The 15,908-nt window shown below is 41.0% G+C and carries 12 protein-coding genes; 6 read left to right on the top strand and 6 right to left on the bottom strand.

Annotated elements, in window-relative coordinates; all coding sequences use genetic code 11:
* Nucleotides 1-308: 308 nt before the first annotated feature.
* From N7U62_RS04030 to N7U62_RS04020, 3 genes are all read right to left on the bottom strand, one after another.
* Complete coding sequence (locus tag N7U62_RS04030) at nt 309-1,163, bottom strand: SH3 domain-containing protein (RefSeq protein ID WP_264136598.1); 855 nt, start codon at nt 1,161-1,163, stop codon at nt 309-311.
* Between the two features lie 271 nt (nt 1,164-1,434).
* Complete coding sequence (locus N7U62_RS04025; protein ID WP_264136597.1) at nt 1,435-1,692, bottom strand: hypothetical protein; 258 nt, start codon at nt 1,690-1,692, stop codon at nt 1,435-1,437.
* Between the two features lie 60 nt (nt 1,693-1,752).
* Nucleotides 1,753-2,961 carry a BaiN/RdsA family NAD(P)/FAD-dependent oxidoreductase gene (locus N7U62_RS04020; RefSeq protein WP_264136596.1) on the bottom strand — a complete coding sequence of 403 codons (1,209 nt, stop codon included), beginning with the start codon at nt 2,959-2,961 and terminating at the stop codon, nt 1,753-1,755.
* Nucleotides 2,962-3,167: 206 nt separating this feature from the next.
* Between N7U62_RS04020 and N7U62_RS04015 the strand changes: the two genes are divergently transcribed.
* The 6 genes from N7U62_RS04015 (at nt 3,168) to N7U62_RS03990 (ending at nt 11,586) form a co-directional block, all read left to right on the top strand.
* A complete protein-coding gene (locus tag N7U62_RS04015) occupies nt 3,168-4,763 on the top strand; it encodes an ABC-F family ATP-binding cassette domain-containing protein (protein ID WP_264136595.1) in 1,596 nt (531 codons plus the stop codon).
* A 195-nt stretch (nt 4,764-4,958) separates the two neighbouring features.
* Entirely contained in the window at nt 4,959-5,993 is a 1,035-nt protein-coding gene (locus tag N7U62_RS04010) for a DUF481 domain-containing protein (RefSeq protein ID WP_264136594.1), read from the top strand.
* A 195-nt stretch (nt 5,994-6,188) separates the two neighbouring features.
* A complete protein-coding gene (locus N7U62_RS04005) occupies nt 6,189-8,189 on the top strand; it encodes an OmpA family protein (RefSeq protein WP_264136593.1) in 2,001 nt (666 codons plus the stop codon).
* A gap of 56 nt (nt 8,190-8,245) precedes the next feature.
* Nucleotides 8,246-9,274 (top strand): DUF481 domain-containing protein, encoded by a 1,029-nt coding sequence (locus N7U62_RS04000; protein ID WP_264136592.1) that lies wholly within the window; start codon nt 8,246-8,248, stop codon nt 9,272-9,274.
* Nucleotides 9,275-9,349: 75 nt separating this feature from the next.
* Complete coding sequence (locus N7U62_RS03995; protein ID WP_264136591.1) at nt 9,350-10,438, top strand: DUF481 domain-containing protein; 1,089 nt, start codon at nt 9,350-9,352, stop codon at nt 10,436-10,438.
* 269 nt (nt 10,439-10,707) lie between these two features.
* Nucleotides 10,708-11,586: a hypothetical protein gene (locus tag N7U62_RS03990; protein WP_264136590.1), complete on the top strand. Its 879-nt coding sequence runs from the start codon at nt 10,708-10,710 to the stop codon at nt 11,584-11,586.
* Between the two features lie 59 nt (nt 11,587-11,645).
* On the opposite strand, the gene N7U62_RS03985 is transcribed toward N7U62_RS03990, so the two are convergent.
* The 3 genes from N7U62_RS03985 to N7U62_RS03975 all read right to left on the bottom strand — a co-directional run bounded on the left by N7U62_RS03985 (nt 11,646) and on the right by N7U62_RS03975 (nt 15,906).
* Nucleotides 11,646-13,877: an ATP-binding protein gene (locus N7U62_RS03985; RefSeq protein ID WP_264136589.1), complete on the bottom strand. Its 2,232-nt coding sequence runs from the start codon at nt 13,875-13,877 to the stop codon at nt 11,646-11,648.
* A 66-nt stretch (nt 13,878-13,943) separates the two neighbouring features.
* On the bottom strand, nt 13,944-14,108 hold the full coding sequence (locus tag N7U62_RS03980; protein WP_264136588.1) for a hypothetical protein: 165 nt from the start codon (nt 14,106-14,108) through the stop codon (nt 13,944-13,946).
* A gap of 1 nt (nt 14,109) precedes the next feature.
* Nucleotides 14,110-15,906, bottom strand: a complete 1,797-nt coding sequence (locus tag N7U62_RS03975; protein ID WP_264136587.1) for a tetratricopeptide repeat protein — start codon at nt 15,904-15,906, stop codon at nt 14,110-14,112.
* Nucleotides 15,907-15,908: the final 2 nt, after the last annotated feature.

Genomic DNA, 15,908 nt, shown 5'->3' with positions numbered 1-15,908 from the left:
CATACAAGGTGACCGAGAAGTCTAAGGCAGGGCGTCTTAAGAAACCATCGTCACTTCGACAGAGCAGAGGAAGATGACCATCTTCTCATGAGACTAGAATTCCCAATCGGATAGTTCTGGGATATAAAATGGCATTCCGTGCTTTAGATGTGAGCATTACACCCGCCTGCCAGACGAATAGGAATCTCAATCATGGTTTCCAGCCTCAATTGGGAATGCGACAGAGTGGAAATGTGGCAAAATTTCCACTCCCCGCAAAATATCTTGTCAGACCCCCAATTCATTCATAGGTGTTGTTGGTACTAGTATTATTTTTCAATAATTCTTGATTTGTGCATAAATCCATTTATCAAGGTTTTTTCGCCATCAGGTCTTAAATGCACTTTCCACCAGTCATAATTTTCATCTCTCCAAAATTTGAATTCAACACCCTCTTCAATCCTATATACAATTTTAGAATTTGAATTCGGTCTACTTCTTACATTCGTATAACCATCAGGGTCATTAATTACTCCAACGATACCTGAATAATACCATTTTGGAATAGTTTCATCATCATGCATGTAGTCCCAGTAATAAGAGTTCAAGCATCTTACTTTATCGGCTTCTACTTCAGATATTTTTCCAGTCTGGATATCAGCTTTCCAGGCTTTCTGTATTTGGTTAAAGTATTGAGGTTCAGCAATATTACCTTCAAATGTATATAGTGCAAAAACCTGATCATCTTCTTCTTGTTCAAATTCACAACTGATGAAAATTCCGTTTCGTCTAATTCCAGCAATGGCTTTAGTAAATATTTTATCTGATACAATATATTTTCCTGCTGTCCTTTTGCACAATATGAAACAGACATTATGGTCATCTCTGAACTCAAACAATAGCCAAAAAAGATCTATAGATCGGGCATCTACAGATTGATATCGAACTTGCCTATGATTCAATTGTATTCTGCTTCCCAATGTTAGTTCATGAATTTCATCATCTAAGAGAAGATAGTATGACCCGTTAGCGATTGGCTGCTTTGTATTGCCGAGACCATCATTCAATTCAAATTTTAAGTACTCTATATCATTTATGATTGTATTAATGGGGACTTGACCATATGATTCAGTCATACCGATTGACAACAGTATGATTAAAATGGAAATCCAGATATTTTTCATGAGTAGTATATTAATGCCAACCGGATATCTGCAATTTACCTTATGAATAGTGTGCTTTTACCCGATTGTAAGTGTTTATAAACGTTTAAAAAATGTTTTCCCATTCTCGAATTGCTGCAGAAATCAGGCCCCAAATCTACTTAGTAAAGCCAATACTAATCTATCCAAAGCATACATCCCAATGGATGAGATGATTACTAAACCCACAGCCAACTATCCGTCGATCAACTTCAATCAGGATTCGTCCAAATGTAGTCAACTGATTGCAGCACTAAACACCCCTGGCTTCAACTGTAAAGGCAAAAGTTCCAAATGCAACGCCCAAACCTCCAACTGCAATGGTAAAAGTTCCAACTGTAACGCCCGAACCTCCAACTGTAACGGCAAAAGTTCCAACTGCAACACTGAAAAATGGAAATGTAATGCCTAAAGTTCCAACTGTAACGGTAAAAAATGCAACTGTAACGGCCCCAGCCCCAACTGTAACGCCAAAAGTTACAACTGCAATGAAGAGAAATGTAAGTGCCATCCCCTGGCCGCCTCAAGGGGAAATTGTATTCAGAAATTTTAATGCTCCCTACCTAAACTCCTACCCTAAGCGCCCAGCTACGAAACCGGTACTCCAGGCGGCTTGAAAATTGAAACCACCGGTGATGCCATCTATATTGAGCACCTCGCCTGCAAAGTATAAACCGGGTACCTGACGGCTGGCCATGGTATTGAAGTCTACCTCTGCCAGGTCTACGCCCCCGCAGGTCACAAACTCCTCTTTGAAGGTAGTCTTGCCACTGATCTCGTAGCTGTCGTTGCACACCACGTTGATCAGGCGATTCTTGTCTTTCTTACCGAGCTCGTTCCAGCGCTTGTTGGGGTCTATTTCTACTCTGTCAAGCAAATAGGCCCAGAGTCGCTTCGGCAGGTCGAAGGGATTGATATTGGAGATCTGTTTCTTCTCTATGTTAGGCAGCTCTGACTGTAGCTGCTCTCGGGCCTGATTTTCATTGTCATAGGCAGTCCAGTTGACCAGTGCGCTGAATTGATAGTCCATCTCTGCCAGTTGGCGCGCTCCCCAGGCCGATAGCTTCAGCACAGCGGGACCACTCAAACCCCAGTGCGTAATCAGCAGCGGTCCTTGTTCCACCAGTTTGCTTCCCTGGATCTTGACAGTAGCCTTGGGTACCGCAGTACCCGATAGGGCGATGAGCTTTTTCTCCGTCGGGATGTTAAAAGTGAAAAGCGAAGGAACCGGCTCCACTATCGCATGGCCTAATTCCCTGAGCCAATCGTAACCACTCGATTTAGGGCTCCCGCCAGTGGAGACTATCACCCGGTCATAGGCGCTCTCCTCACCTTGAATGCTGATCATGAATCCGTTATTATCAGGCTTCAGATTCTCTAGTCTTTGTTTCTGGAGTATTTGAACTCCCAATTTTTGGGACTCATTGCGCAAACAGTCGATGATGGTCTGTGAATCGTTGGTCACAGGAAACATCCGACCATCAGGCTCGGTTTTCAAGCTCACTCCTCTCTGTGCAAACCAATCGATGGTCCCCACCCGATCGAAATGCGCAAAGGTCTTTTTCAATTGCTTACTCCCTCTCGGGTAGTGTCTCAGGAAGTCGGCTCTGGATTCGCAGGCATTGGTCACATTGCAGCGTCCCCCGCCTGAAACCTTTACCTTGGACAGGGTCTTGTTACTAGCCTCTATGATATCTACAGATGCATCCGGATGATGCGTTTTGCAAGACAATGCCGCAAAGAATCCCGCGGCTCCCCCTCCTATGACTGCTACTTTCATTTCGCAATATTAGTACTAGATACTAGTATTTAGTAGCTAGATGCCAGACTTTAAGTATTCGATGTGCTTTAATTCAATCCCATCTACCCAGTACAAAGCCCTCTTCACTCTTAGGCATTAAACCTTCAACTTTGAATCTTAAATCTAAAAACTAGCATCTAGCATCTAATTCTTCTACCTTTGCGCCCTTATTAAAACAAGCGTCTATGATTTCAGCAAATAATGTTTCCCTTCAGTTCGGTAAAAGAATCCTTTTCGACGAGGTAAACATCAAGTTCACACATGGCAATTGCTATGGGGTAATTGGTGCCAACGGAGCGGGCAAATCTACTTTTTTGAAGATTTTATCGGGAGAGATCACTCCTAACTCGGGCAATGTGGTGCTGGATCCAGGCAAGCGTATGGCTGTGCTGAAGCAGAACCACTTTGAGTTCGATGAAGAGACGGTTATCAATACTGTGATGCGCGGGCATACTGAGCTATGGGCCATCATGCAGGAAAAAGACGCCCTGTATGCCAAGCCAGACTTTAGCGAAGCAGACGGGATCAGAACCTCTGAACTAGAAGAGAAGTTTGCAGAGATGGACGGCTGGAACGCTGAGCCAGATGCTGCCAGCCTATTGAGCGGTTTGGGTATCAGTGAAGAGAAACACTACCAGCAGCTAAAAGAATTGCCGGGTAGTTTGAAAGTACGTGTGCTTTTGGCGCAAGCACTATTTGGCAACCCAGACCTACTGATCCTCGATGAGCCTACTAACGACCTGGATCTGCAGACCATCAGCTGGTTAGAAGATTTCCTTTTGGAATTTAAAAACACTGTGATCGTAGTATCTCACGACAGACACTTTTTGGATACGGTATGTACACACATTGCAGACATTGATTTCTCTGCCATCAAGGTATTTACGGGTAACTATTCCTTCTGGTACCAGTCGAGCCAGTTAGCTCTGAACCAGCGCAGTTCTATGAACAAAAAGGCGGAAGAGAAAAAGAAAGAACTGCAGGAGTTCATCGCTCGATTCAGCGCCAATGCTGCTAAGTCTAAACAAGCGACCGCCAGAAAGAAACTATTGGACAAAATCAATATCGAGGACATTCAGCCTTCGTCGAGAAGGTATCCTGCTGTGATCTTCACTCAAAAACGCGAAGCAGGTGACCAAATCCTGGAAGTGAAAGAGCTGACCAAAAAGTCTGGTAGCAAGACCTATTTCGAAAATTTGGACTTCTTCGTAAACAAGGGAGACAAAATCGCTTTCCTCGCCAAAGACAGCACCGCCATTACACAGTTGTTTAAGACACTGATGGGTGAAGTAGAGGCAGACAGCGGAACTTATAAGTTTGGCCAGACCATCACTACTTCATATTTACCTAACGAAAACGAGGCTTTCTTTCAATCTGACGAAAACCTGATTGACTGGTTGAGACAATACTCTGAAGGAGAAAAGGATGAGGTATTTATCAGAGGCTTCCTGGGCAAGATGCTATTTTCCGGAGAGGAGACGTTCAAGAAGTGTAACGTGCTATCTGGAGGTGAAAAAGTGAGGTGTATGCTTTCCAAGATGATGCTGAACGAGGGTAACCTTTTGATCCTAGACGAACCGACTAACCACCTCGATCTGGAATCTATTCAGGCGCTTAACAATGCGTTGAGAGATTTCCCAGGCACGGTGCTGTTTACCTCACATGACCATGAGTTCGTGCAGACAGTGGCCAACCGTATCATCGATCTCAAAGATGGCAAAAACATAGCCGACAAGCTTTGTTCTTTCGATGACTACATGACCGAATTTGCAGAAGTGTAACAGTAAAAAACTTCCAAAATTGAAGGCCCGCTCATGTGAAATGAGCGGGCTTTTTTTGTTCATATCCGTGCAAGACCGTTAACTCAATGTTATTTTTTGTAAAGAATTGACAATTGAAATAGTTGCTCTAGGATACTTTGAGCATTATTCTTACCTTGAGTCTGTTTAATTATTAACTGAAATCCCTAAACTGATATGAAAACTACCTCCCTTGTTCTCGTCTTTGTATTTTTATCACTTCCGTCCTTAATTTTTGCACAGGATACTGTAGTCCTAAGCAATGGAGATGATATAGTAGGAGAAATAAAAGGTATGGACAAAAGTGTCCTAACCATCGAAACCGATTACTCTTCCTCTGATTTTGAAATCGAATGGGAGAATGTGGTCGACCTCACTTCAGCCAGTGTCTATATCATCAATTTAAAGGATGGTAGCAAAATAGATGGCACGATCAATATCAAAGCCAAGTCTGCAACTATCAAGGATGAAAAAACCGGCGAAAGCAAAACTGTAGCTCTCAATGAAGTAGTATATCTGAATTCGGTCAGCCAGGGCTTTTGGGACAAAATGAGTATCTCTATAGATGGAGGCTACACCCACTCCAAGGCAGGAAATAACAATCAATTTACTCTTAGGGGGAATGCCTCATACCTATCTACCCGTATCAACCCTGACATCTACTTCAACTTCGTACAAAGTGCCATAGACGCCAACGATTCGGTACGTGCCGAGTCCAAAAGAAACAACTATGGCGGTAACTTCAGAATATTCTTTGCCAAATCATGGTTTGGAATCTTTGGAGCAGATTACCTGACATCTGATGAGTTGGGGCTGGATTTGCGATCTACCTACACACTTGGTTTGGGTTACTACCCTATTAAGAGCAACAAGATGTACCTCAACGTATCTGCCGGTGCTGCCATCAACAATGAGCAGCTGATGGACACGAGCCTGGGCGACAACAACACCAGTACGGAGGGTTATTTATCAGCCGAGTACAATGCTTTCAATCTCAATGACATCAGCATCGTCAGTGACATCAAATATTACCCAGGCCTTTCCGAGCAAGGAAGACACCGTGTCAACTATAAGTTGGATGTGAAGTTAGACTTACCACGAGATTTTTATATCGGGTTTGGTTACACCATCAACTACGACAACATGCCAAGTTCAGAAGGTGTAGATGATTCTGATTATGTGATTCAAACCACCATCGGTTGGAGTCTGTAAGGATAACTCCTTCCCTCCCGATAAGGTCAGGACTTAGGGTCAAAAACACCATTTAATAAAATCAGACAATTTGTTATTGAAGGAATCCAACTCTGCTTAGGAGAATCTCCTAAGCAGTTTATTCATTCTCCTAAAATTCACATTTGAGTCTTACATTTAGCTGAATTAAAGAGCAGCTTTTGTACTTTTAAATTTGTGAATACAGTCAAGAAATTCTTCACTCTCTTTTATGCTTTTGTAGTACTGCTATGTGCATGGAATGCACAGGCACAAAACAATTCAGACAAGGAAGAGATGATCCAAAAAGCGGATCATCATTTCTACAATGAAGAGTTTAAGAAAGCCCTTTTGCTCTACAATCAGATATTGCACGAGTATCCGGACAACCACTACATCCAATATCACAAGCACATAGCCAATCATCTCATATATGGTCATGAATCTACGATGGATTCGCTCCGAGAATATGAAAGGAACGAAGGCAAAACGGACAAGTTCTACAACTACTGGCTAGGTCGGATACATTACAAAAGCTATGAGTTCGATCTATCTGAAAAACACTATCAGGCCTTTCTGGATCTGGAAGCCTACAAGACCGAAGAAATCACCAATGAGGCCAAAAAACGCCTGGAGCAAACCAAACGCGCCAGGCAATTCTACCTGAACACCAATGACTATGAAGTGATCAATATGGGACCTCCGATCAACTCATCGGCCGCTGACATTTCCCCGGCTTTTTTTGCCGATCACAACGAATTGATCTTTAGTTCATCAAGATTAAAGCCCTCCCACCCACTTAAAGAAGAAACCAAAGGAGTTTTCACCATTTTCCACTGTATCAACACAGGCTCTAGTTGGCAAAAACCTACCGCATTGAAAGAACTAGGGACATTTGAGGAAAACAATGCCAAAATAGAAGTGGTCAACAACGATGGAAGACTCTTTATGTACATCAAGGACGGAGACCGTAGCAACCTATTCTATAGTCAGCCTAACGGAGAGGACTGGAAGGTACCCACTGAGTTTGATCCTAAATTAAAGGAAGCGCATATTGCCTCCCATTTCTTTATCAATGATGAAGAAACAGTCATCTATTTCTCGAGCCCATCGCCTAGAGGAGATTTGGATCTATACCAAACACATTTCGAGCCCGGCAGCCAGTCCTGGTCTAGCCCTGTCCCTGTTCCCGGAGATATCAATACCTCAGCTGACGAGGACAGCCCTTATCTCTCTCATGACGGAAAAAGCATTTACTACAGCTCTAACAATCCAGATCTATCTATTGGCGGATTTGACATCATCCAATCTGAATGGAACGCTGCGAGCAATAGCTGGAGCAAAGTCAAAAATGTAGGCTTCCCTATCAATACGATCGACAATGAGATCAACCTTCAGTTGAATCCTGATAACATCTCTGGTTTCTTAAGTTCGGACCGCATACATGGGAAGGGCGACTATGATATATATTACTTCCACAAACACGGCAAAGTGATCGCCAAAGGCACGGTCTATGATAACAGCACAGGCAAACCTATACCCGAAGCACAGGTCGACATGCGGCCCGTCACCAACGCAGACGAGCATTTCAAAACGTACACAGATGCCAACGGGCAATACAGCATGGAAATCTTTTCCAAAGAGCTATTCGATGCGGACATCACCGTACTGGGGCACAAAGCCTACAGCGAACAGGTAGTTTCTGATCATGGAGACAGGAACCGATTGTTTGTGCAGGACTTTCATATTCAAGTACCCGAGGCGATAGAAGAAACGGACTACCTGGCACTGTTTGACCGAAATAAAGAAAGCCAATATGAAAAGCTGGACATGATGGGTAGCAAGTTTAGAGCCGGGCAAAAAGTGATGTTGAAAAACATCTACTTCGATGTTCATTCTGCCCACCTCACGCAGGAGTCCAACGATGCTTTGAATCATTTGTACCAGACCCTAAAAAATAGTCCCAAACTGAAAGTAGAAATCGGAGGGCACACTGATAACACTGGTACTCTGGCAGCCAATATGGCTTTGTCATTGGAGAGAGCCAATGCGGTAAAGGACTATCTAACCAGCAAGGGAATAGCTGCCTCTCGACTGATCACAAAAGGCTATGGCCCCAATCAACCACTCGCCTCTAATGACGATGAAGAGAACGGTAGAGAACTGAATCGAAGAATAGAGGTTAGGGTTTTGAATTAAGCTTCAATACCCGCTATTATTTATATTTGTCCGACCAAAACACAACGTAGATCCATTTGAGAACATTCATACCAATCCTTTTCCTACTCTTTCTCTGCAATAACTTATTGGCTCAAAATCCAGATACGGTATTCCTGTCCAATACGCATGTGGTTATTGGAGAAATCCAGAGTATGGAATATGGTGTACTCACGATCGAGACTGAATACAGTGAAGATGATTTCACCATAGATTGGGAGGAAGTAATAGGTGTCAATTCCAGTTCAGAATTCATCATTATGCTGAGGAACAAATACAGGCTAAAAGCCAGTCTTTCGATGGATGCCATCAATCCCGACTACATGATTATTTCTTCTATAGAAGGCGCCCGAATGTTTGCACAATTCAAGGACATCGTCTACCTCAAATCTTCAGAGGATCGGTTCTGGGACAAGCTTTCATTTGATATAGATGGTGGTTATTCCTTCACGAGAGCCAGTAATACCACGCAATTTTCAGTCAATGGAAAAGCCAATTATACCGACACCCATTTCTTCATCAATACCTACAGTAGCGTCATATACAACAAAGTCTCCGAGGACACTACCACAATCAGTACCTCTCGAAACAACTACGGTTTTACCGCTCAATTTTTCTTAAAGGGAAGCTGGTTCATCATTGGAAACAATGACATCCTACAGAGTGAACAGCAAAACTTAAGACTTAGGACCACAGGACAAATTGGCCTTGGAAAAATGCTCATCAGAAACAATAAGGTATTTGTGGGAGTAGCCACTGGCCTGGCATCCAACACGGAGAGGTTCTACAACACAGATGATAAAGATCAATCCTACGAATCCTTACTGCAGGCCAATATCAACGCCTATGGATACAAAGACTTGCGATTCTCTGCTCAAGCCCAAGTATATCCCAGTATAACTGTAAAAAAACGAATCAGGGCAAACTACACTGCCACATTAAAATATGATCTTCCGCTTGATTTTTACATTGGGTTGAACACCACACTCAACTATGACAACCAACCTACTGAGGACGCCACCAATTTTGATTTTGTCTTCCAATCCAATGTTGGTTGGAGTTTCTAATACGACATTCAATCCTAAGGCAATTATCATTTGCACCATATAAATTTGCACTCAAACGAATAATAGCAGCCATTTATGTCATTGAACTTATCGAAGCTCAACTCACTCGCCATTTTGTTAATATTTACAGCTACCACAGCTATTTCCCAAACCCCATCAGATAGCACCACACAGATTAGAGCAACTGGAGAAAAGGACGTAATCATATTGAATAATGGCGACAAAATCGTGGGTAATATCAAATCACTTGATAAGTCAAAGCTGAAATTCAGCACAAGCTATTCCACAGCCAACTTCTCCATCGCCTGGACAGAAGTCACAGATCTATATAGCAATGATTTTTACATCATCAATCTTCGTGACGGCAAGAAAATCACGGGTTATCTATCCATTTCGAATGGTAAGGCTACCATTAGCAGCGCGGACTCTTCCTTTACCATCAAAACAGACTATATGGAAGTCGTCTATCTTAACTCCATTAGTCAGGGATTTTGGGACAGCCTATCATTGTCTATAGATGGAGGGTATACGCACTCTAAATCCGGCAACAACGACCAACTGACCTTTCGAGGCAATGCCTCCTACAATTCCGTCAAATTTAATCCTGACATCTATTTCAATTTTGTATCCAACGCCCTGGACGCCAATGATTCCATCAGAATTAGGAAGAGAAGGCAGAATTATGGAGGCAATTTCAGAATGTACTTTGCCAAATCATGGTTCGGTATCACGGGTGCCGACTACCTGAGCTCAGACGAACTTCAACTCAAGTTAAGATCTACCTATACACTCGGCTTGGGCTACTATCCTATCAGGACACACACCATGTACCTCAATGTATCCACTGGTACAGCGATCAACTATGAGATCATGGACGAAGAAGCCCAGTCTGAAGAAAATACCAGTACAGAAGGGTTCTTGACAGCAGAGTATAATGCTTTTGGTCTCAATAATGTCAACATTGTGAGTTCCTTGAACTACTACCCAAGTCTAACTCAAGCCGGGAGACATAGAGTCAATGGTAAAATTGATATGAAGTTTAATCTTCCATTAGACTTCTATATAGGCTTAGGTTATACAATTAACTACGATAGCAAACCTTCTAACGTGGAGATCTCCGGTTTTGATTATGTTTTTCAGACCACAATCGGCTGGAGTTTATAAATAATAGAACTCATTAAATTTCAGTAGTTTACAATAATTGTTACGCTTAATACGTCAGACGATTTTTAGGTAGTATGAGTCAAAGCATAGGAAAAACTACTAAATCAACACACCTATACCATAGGTAATTCCCCTATATAATAAGTAATCTCATTAAATTCACTGTGTTTTCGCAGTACAGATTTGCAATTGACATGTAGCTGTCCATATATTGAAGATCGAAAGACTGTGTCATAGCCTGACATCAACACTGACTTAAAGCATGCAGCATGAAAGAGTTAATAAAAAAATGCACACTTGCGATGATCGCGACTGTCGCCTTTACTTCTCTATTTGCCCAGAGCGAAAATTTCGAGCAGGGAGAGATAGCATTTAATGAAGGGAGAAAAAGAGATGCCCTACTTCTGCTTAACAAAGCAGTGCATAATGACATTTACCTGATGAAGGGAAAGGAAATCCCAAAAGCATACGCTTATTTGGCAATCATAAGAAATGAGTATCTCGAAAAGAAACTTGAAGGAGGAACCTTATCTACTTTAAAAGAAAACCCGGGCCTATTGAACTCAACAATTAGTGATGTCAAAAATGCCTTGAAATTTCAAGACAATGGGTCTAAGCTATTGATCAACAGAGCACAAAGTCAACTGATCAAAAATGCAATGACCGTTGGACATATCGTGACTGATTCATTGTTAAAAATCGATCTGGACAACGATCTCAGCAACGCGCAAAACTTGGCCACAGTATTGAATTATGAATTGAAAGACCTATCTGATATTGACAAGGAAAATTGGGAACTTCATGATATGATTGGCCTGTCTTACTACATTTTGGATGAAAAAGATCTAGCTATGCTAGAATTTAAAAGAAGTAGAGACATATACAATGAGCAAGGGGCTACAGACCTTTCGGACATCCATCTTTACAATTGCATCTACAGCACACAATACAATTATAAAGTGACAAAAAACTATGTAGAAGCATATGCAGCCTCAGTAGACGGTAAGAAGTTTGTTGGCCAAATGATGCAAGAGGTAGATTCTGACAGCATACATCACTTGAAAAAATTAGCTACAATGGATGGAACATTTAGTAGCATTCAGGATAGAGTAGAAAACATGAATATCATCTCTTCCACTAAAGAATAAAAAAAGCAGACTAAGTTACTTACATCCTCAGGGTTCAAAACTCTGAGGATTTTTTTTGATTAAACTTTTTTAAGAGAGACGATAAAGGTACTTCCTTTTCCCAATTCACTCTCACAAGTAATCTCACCTCCCATAGCTGTCACAAATTTCTTCACAATAGAGAGCCCAAGTCCAATAGACTCCTCATTGCCTGTAGGGCGTGCACTCAGCATCTGATATTTAGTAAAAAGCTTCCTCATATCCTCTTTGCTGATCCCCAACCCTTCATCCTTGAATTTGACCAACCAATTACCATTATCAGCTTCTATATATACCGTGATTTGAGTATCAGCATTACTGTACTTAATTGCATTGGACATCAGGTTATCAAATACTTGTAAGGTGTATTTGTCATCGATATTAGCAAAGTGCAGCTTTTCATCCACCTCACATACTATCTTTATTCTCTTTTGATTCGCTACAAAACGATAATTGTTAGTCACCTGATGTGCCAACTTACCTAAATCATGCCTTCCTAGATTCAGGTTCACCTTCATTTCTTCTATAGCAGAGATATCCATGACACGATCTATCATATCCCTCATCCGATCCACACTGTCATTGAGCATATTCGAATAAGTCAACTGCTCCGAATCTTCCTTTAGGTTGACCAAAGACAGTAAACCTTTGATATTATTAAGTGGACTCCTCAGATCATGAGCCACTACACCCATCAGGGTATTCTTTTCCTCATTTATCTGCTGAAGCTTTTTATTTTGTTTTTGCAGAAGGAAATACGCTCTACCCAAGGTCAACCCTAATACTGCAGCCATGGCCAGAATCACATAAAGACCATTCTTATCAGATGTTTGCTTCTCAATTTCGTATTCCAGACGCATAAAATCCGCCTGCTTCTTGTAGTCAAGCATCTGAAGCTTCTTTTCAAGCTCATAATTGGAGGTAATTCTTGCAATCTCACTGGCCTCCTTTTCACTCATAATAGAATCTTTGGTCGCTTGATATGCCTCATAATAATCAAGTGAGCGAGAGGCGTTACCCATTTTCTTATTTGCCTCATAGAGAGCAAAATAGGTTCGCTTGAGTTCATCAAGCAATTTTGTTTCTTTGGCAAGCTCTTCTCCTTTCAAAAGCCAATTGATTCCTTCTTTAAAGTTAGATTGTGTAACATACAACACCCCTTTATTCCTATAAGCACTGGCTAGCAAAGGCTTATTCATGCATTCATTGGCAATGGCTATGGACTCATCAAAAAGCTGGAGTGCAGAATCATACTTAGCTCTCTTAATGCATAACCTCCCTAAACCTTCTAATGGGTAAGCTAAATCGCATCGATCACCATACTTTTCTGTCAAAGCATAGGCATTTTTGATAGCCATAAACGACTTTAAGGTATCTCCCATATCCATATAAAGTTCTCCAAGATTACCTTGCAGGTAGGATTCTAATTCATTGAATCCATGAATATGTGACTTTTCGATTGCTGTCCAATAAAACTCCTTGGCCTCTTCTTTTTTACCAATTTGATCATATAATATGGCAAGGTTGTTTAATACCATTACCTCACCATTTACGTCTCCACTCCTTTCAGCTGCCTCCAGACATTTATAATAGTATTTGAAAGCCTCACCCTGTTTAGCAGTTTCTTCATAGATGATACCTAACAGGTTAAAAACGTGCGAAGCATCTTTTCCAATCAAATGATTTTGATAGATCCCCTCTGCTTCAAGTGCGTAATCAATAGCTCTATCATTTTGACCAATGGCATTGTACAATCCAGAAATTGAATAATTAACCTGAGCAGACCTATAATAGTATTCTATGGAATCAGAAAATTGAAGGGCTTCCTGGTAGTAGGTAAAAGCAGAATCAATAAAATTTTGTTCATCCAGGTTAAGTGCCAGACAATACAGCACATCAGCCTTCAATTTTAGGTCGACTTTATCATTGGCATAAGCTAGAGCTTCTGTCAAATACTCTTTGCTTTCTATATACGCCTGGTTTTCACCCAACTCATTGCCATAATAATAGGCACTCCTGGCTTGGCCAGCTTTATAGTTAAGTTGCTTAGAAAGAAGATATGCTTTTTTTGCAATATCGAGATTATCTGAGAGGGAAGACGCGCTGTCTAAAACTGTCAGGAGCAAATCAACCTTCTCCTGATCATCAGCCATTGATTCTATTTTCAAGAGCACACCATTCCCATTACCTTTTTGCGCAAAGGAAGAAACTGCTATAGCTAAGAAAAAAACCAGAGTGGTAAGGCTTCTCTGCATACCTGATGAACTAATCATTTAAGTAAGATCACTTTACATTTTCTCGAATAAAATGATACTCTTTAAGTCCAATAATTTAAATGATTATTCGTCCTTATCTAATGATTTTTCAATATCAGATTCCAAATCATCAAGTTCAATTACTTTACTATCATGATCCAAACCGCCCATTCCAGTCGGATCAATACTCTCAATATCTTCTAAATCTTCTGGCTTTATTTCGTCCGAATCTTTATTCTCCTCTTCCATATTAATTATCGCTTTTTGGTATTACGGGTATTATCACTATTATTTTGGTACCTACTCCCTCTTCACTTTCTAATTTAACATCTCCTTCCAGCTTAATAATTGCACTTTTCAATAAAAACAACCCTAAACCGGACCCATCAACTTCATCATTAGCTCTGTAGAACATATCAAACACTTTTTCTTGATATGCCTCGCCAATACCTATCCCATTATCCTCTACAATGATAGCAAAATAATCCTCAGACATTGAACGAACCGATACCTTTACATATGCATCTGAGATCCCGTGCTTTGAATACTTGATGCCATTTTCAAGCAAGTTCTGTACAACGGTGTTTATCAAGCCTTTATCAGAAAGGACCTTTAGATTTTCCTCAATATGCAATTGAAAATCTATGTCATTAAAGTTCGGATAGTAATGAAACGAATCCAAACATTCAGTGATTAAATCTTGAAAATTAATCTCTGTAAACTGTAATTCCCTTGAATTTAATTTGGTGAGCTCCAACAAATCCAAAATCGTCTCATTCAACCTCTTCAAACCCCTATGGTACATGTCAAAATAAAATAGAGCATTCTCTTCCTTTATCTCGGCTTTCACCACCTTATTCAGTTCTATCATAGAGGTCAAGGGACCTTTAAGATCATGAGACACCCGGGATACAAATCGTCTCAATTCCTGGTTCTTTCTCTCCGTAAAATCAGCCTTCTCTTTTTGTGCTTTTGCATCGCGCTCCAGAGTCTCCATGCGCCACATGGACTCCAGCGATTTGATACGGCTCTTGGTACCACTATTAATCACTCGAGATTTACACTCATGGAACTGTTCGTGATAGTAGAGCGCCTTTACTAGCTCCCCTTTTTTCTTCGAGATCTTGTACAAATATTCAAATGCATGGTATCGCACCTCATCATTATTCAATTTCTCTCCACACTGTAGCGATTCCTCGATACATTTTAGACTCTTGTCCAAATCATCTAATTCAAAGAAGATTTTACCCAGTTTAGCATGACACATGGCGGCACCCAAATATTCGCCCACATACTTATGCTTGTTTAGACTTTGACTGATATAGTCTAGCGCCAGCTCAAATTGTTTTTGATGGAAATGAATTTTACCCTTACCATAATATGCAAAGGCCAAGCCTCTTTTATCCCCTGTTTCCTTTTTCAGTTTGATACTTCGGTCTATCAGTTCTTGAGCATGTTGGATATCACCCTTTCTTAGATACAATGCCGATAACGAATTACAGGCATTAGACTCTCCATTTTTGTCTCCTATTTCTTTACTGATGGATTGACTTTGGTGATAGATCTCTTCGGCCTTTTCATATTCCTGAAAAGATTCATAGATATACCCAATCGCCTTTAAAACTCTTGATTGACCAGGAAGGTCTTCCAGCTGCTGAAGGATTCTAAGACCATCATATAGATACTCTAATCCTTCGTGATGCCTGGCAGATTTGTAAGCCACGCTACCCAAGATATAATAGGTCTCTGCTATACCTTTTTGATCATCTATTGCCTCAAACAACTCCTTTGCCTTATGAGCGAAGTTGGTCGCTAAATCATGCTTTGCAGTGATCATATAAAACAACCCTAAAAGACAACTAGACTTAGCCTGTCCCTGCAAATACTCTAACTGAATCGCATATTCGCGTGCTTCAGACGCAATATTGATTGCCAACTGAACATTACTGACTCTTGCCTCTTGGGCATATTCTAACATCGAGTCTATTTCAGAAATAGTCTTTGCTGTTGAGTCTTTGGTGCGGTTTGGTAACGGATTTGGTTGCATTA

Origin of the sequence: Reichenbachiella ulvae, from assembly GCF_025833875.1 — a bacterium.
GTDB lineage: Bacteria > Bacteroidota > Bacteroidia > Cytophagales > Cyclobacteriaceae > Reichenbachiella > Reichenbachiella ulvae.
Note: the sequence above shows the minus strand (reverse complement) of the source record. Positions and strands in the feature narration are given on the sequence as shown.